General features: G+C 38.5%; 1 protein-coding gene and 2 pseudogenes. 1 reads left to right on the plus strand and 2 read right to left on the minus strand.

The features are described from left to right. Positions 1-257 precede the first annotated feature (257 nt). Positions 258-1,142, plus strand: a pseudogene (locus ACE1AQ_RS08015) (ISAs1 family transposase). 18 nt (positions 1,143-1,160) lie between these two features. On the opposite strand, the pseudogene ACE1AQ_RS08020 reads toward ACE1AQ_RS08015, so the two are convergent. Beyond that, a pseudogene (locus ACE1AQ_RS08020) lies at positions 1,161-1,466 on the minus strand (polyhydroxyalkanoate biosynthesis repressor PhaR); the annotation flags it as partial. A 112-nt stretch (positions 1,467-1,578) separates the two neighbouring features. Beyond that, positions 1,579-1,854, minus strand: coding sequence for a polyhydroxyalkanoate biosynthesis repressor PhaR (locus tag ACE1AQ_RS08025; protein ID WP_106908531.1), 276 nt, complete (start codon positions 1,852-1,854; stop codon positions 1,579-1,581). Positions 1,855-2,267 lie beyond the last annotated feature (413 nt).

The raw sequence follows: 2,267 nt of genomic DNA on the forward strand, positions 1-2,267 counted from the left end.
AGCAAATGGAGAGAATTCTTGTCCATTAAGAAATGTTACAAATTACATGGGTACATTAAGAAAAGTTAAGGGGGTGCATCCATTGATGGATAAGGGTTTTCGGCTATTATAGTATATATGTATGGGGGAAGTTCAGGTATAGGCTACTTAAGGCAAAAGGGGAAATAAATAATCAGTTTTTAATAACCAGATGTAGTATAATTTATCATTAGCCTTAGTCTCACTGTTGTTCATGAAAATTAATGAGGAAATAGCTCATGGGTAAAGGTTTTGCCTCCCCACCGGAAATAAAGCTCAACTAAAACCTGAGCTTCCTTTAACATCAATCAATGACATTCAAGCTAGTTTATTGACTTATCTTCAAGATATTCGTGACTCGATAGTGTCCCGAAACCAAAAACATTTATTAACCGATATTTTAGTCATTGCTATTTTAGCAGTTATAGCAGCAAATGAGATTACCGCTATTCCCGCTTTACTGGAACTGTTAGCTCTTCAACGGGCAATTATCACCCTAGATGCTATGGGAACTCAAACGGCGATTATTAATCATATTCAAGCCAAAAAAGCTGACTACGTTATCGCCCTTAAAGCTAATCATCCGACTCTTTATACTCAGGTTAAAAACTGGTTTGAGCCAGATCAAGCACATCAATTTGATGGCATTCAATTTATTTATGATTACCGTCTGGAAAAAGGTCATCATCGCCTCGAAAAACGTTGGTGTTCGGCTGTCTCCTTAGAAGCTTTCGGCGGTCTTTATCAACAAGCTCAATCGCTAGTAATTCAAAGTATTATCATGGTTAAACGAGTTCGTCATCCCAGTCATAAAACCACTTGTGAAGTCCAATTTTATCTCAGTTATCTTGCTGCTGATGCTCAAAAAATAGGTAATGCTATTCGTAAACATTGAGGCATTGAAAATCAGTCTCATTGGATTTTAGATGTTACTTTTCATGAGGATCAATGTCGGATTCGCTCCGGCCACAGCCCTCGTAATGGGAGCCTTCTTGAGACGACTAGCACTTAACGCTCTTAACCAAGAATCGACTTACCGACGTAGTCTGGCACAAAAAAGTAAACGGGCGGCCATGGATAATAACTATATGATCGCTGTGCTGAAAGCCTTTTGTCAAGCCTAATTGAGATGGTCTTACCCTGATATTACTGGAAAAAAATCCTTTCCAACCGGCCGTAAAAATGGCACTCCCCAAAAGGATAATCAATGTCCAGACCTGATTTTTTTGGGTTCCCTCTACCGATATTAGCCGATTGTCCATGCCTTCGATTTTCTCGTCTAACACTTTAATATCCCCTTTGAGATCGGTTAATCCTATTTCTACTTTGGTTTACCGGTCTTCTACCTTATCAAATCTTTCGTTAACCCGCTTCTCAAGCGAGTCGATCTTTCCCTCAATCCTTGTGAGGACAGCTTCTAGGGAATAAGTAACAGTTTCGTTAGACATTGGGTAAACTCCTATACTGCATCCGTTTGGATATAATTTTATGTTAGTCTAGGCTTTGAAAACATTTTCTTTCAGGAGCGGTTAACTGTAGTCTTGTTGAGAATTGAAGAACTCAGATATTGCTGGAAAAAAATACTTTCCAAGCGGCCGTAAAAATGGCACTCCCCAAAAGGATAATCAATGTCCAGACCTGATTTTTTTGGGTTCCCTCTACTGATATTAGCCGATTGTCCATGCCTTCGATTTTCTCGTCTAACACTTTAATATCCCCTTTGAGATCGGTTAATCCTATTTCTACTTTTGTCAAGCGCTCATCAATCTTATCGATCTTTCCCTCAATCCTTGTGAGGACAGCTTCTAGGGAATAAGTAACAGTTTCGTTAGACATTGGGTAAACTCCTATACTGCATCCAGTTGGATATAATTTTATCTTAAAGTCTAGGCTGTAAAAACATTTTCCTTCAAGTCTCACTGGCAAGCTGACAAAACCGTTTAGTTTCTCTCCAGTTGCGAAAGCGAGGAAGAGAGGCTATCCAGTCTCTACCCTATAGTTAACTTCACTTTTGTCCAAGGGAGACAGTGTTAGGTGAAAACTTTGCGGCTCTTCTAGGTTCTGTGTGATAAGTTTAATTGACATAGGATCGATCGATCTTTGTGTCCCAGCAATTCTCATTTTGAAAACAAAAGAAGATAAAGTTCTCTATGTGAACAAGAGAACTTCTGTCTAATTATCATTTTTTTTCAAGATAATCATCATAATTAGCTTCAAGAGACAGTTTTAAAATATCTGCCCATAAAAAA

Source organism: Microcystis sp. BLCC-F209 (genome assembly GCF_041928595.1).
Classification (GTDB): Bacteria; Cyanobacteriota; Cyanobacteriia; order Cyanobacteriales; family Microcystaceae; genus Microcystis.

Bases quoted from the DNA above. Each gene is read 5' to 3' on its own strand.
- ACE1AQ_RS08025 (WP_106908531.1), bottom strand. From the start codon at position 1,854: ATGTCTAACGAAACTGTTACTTATTCCCTAGAAGCTGTCCTCACAAGG.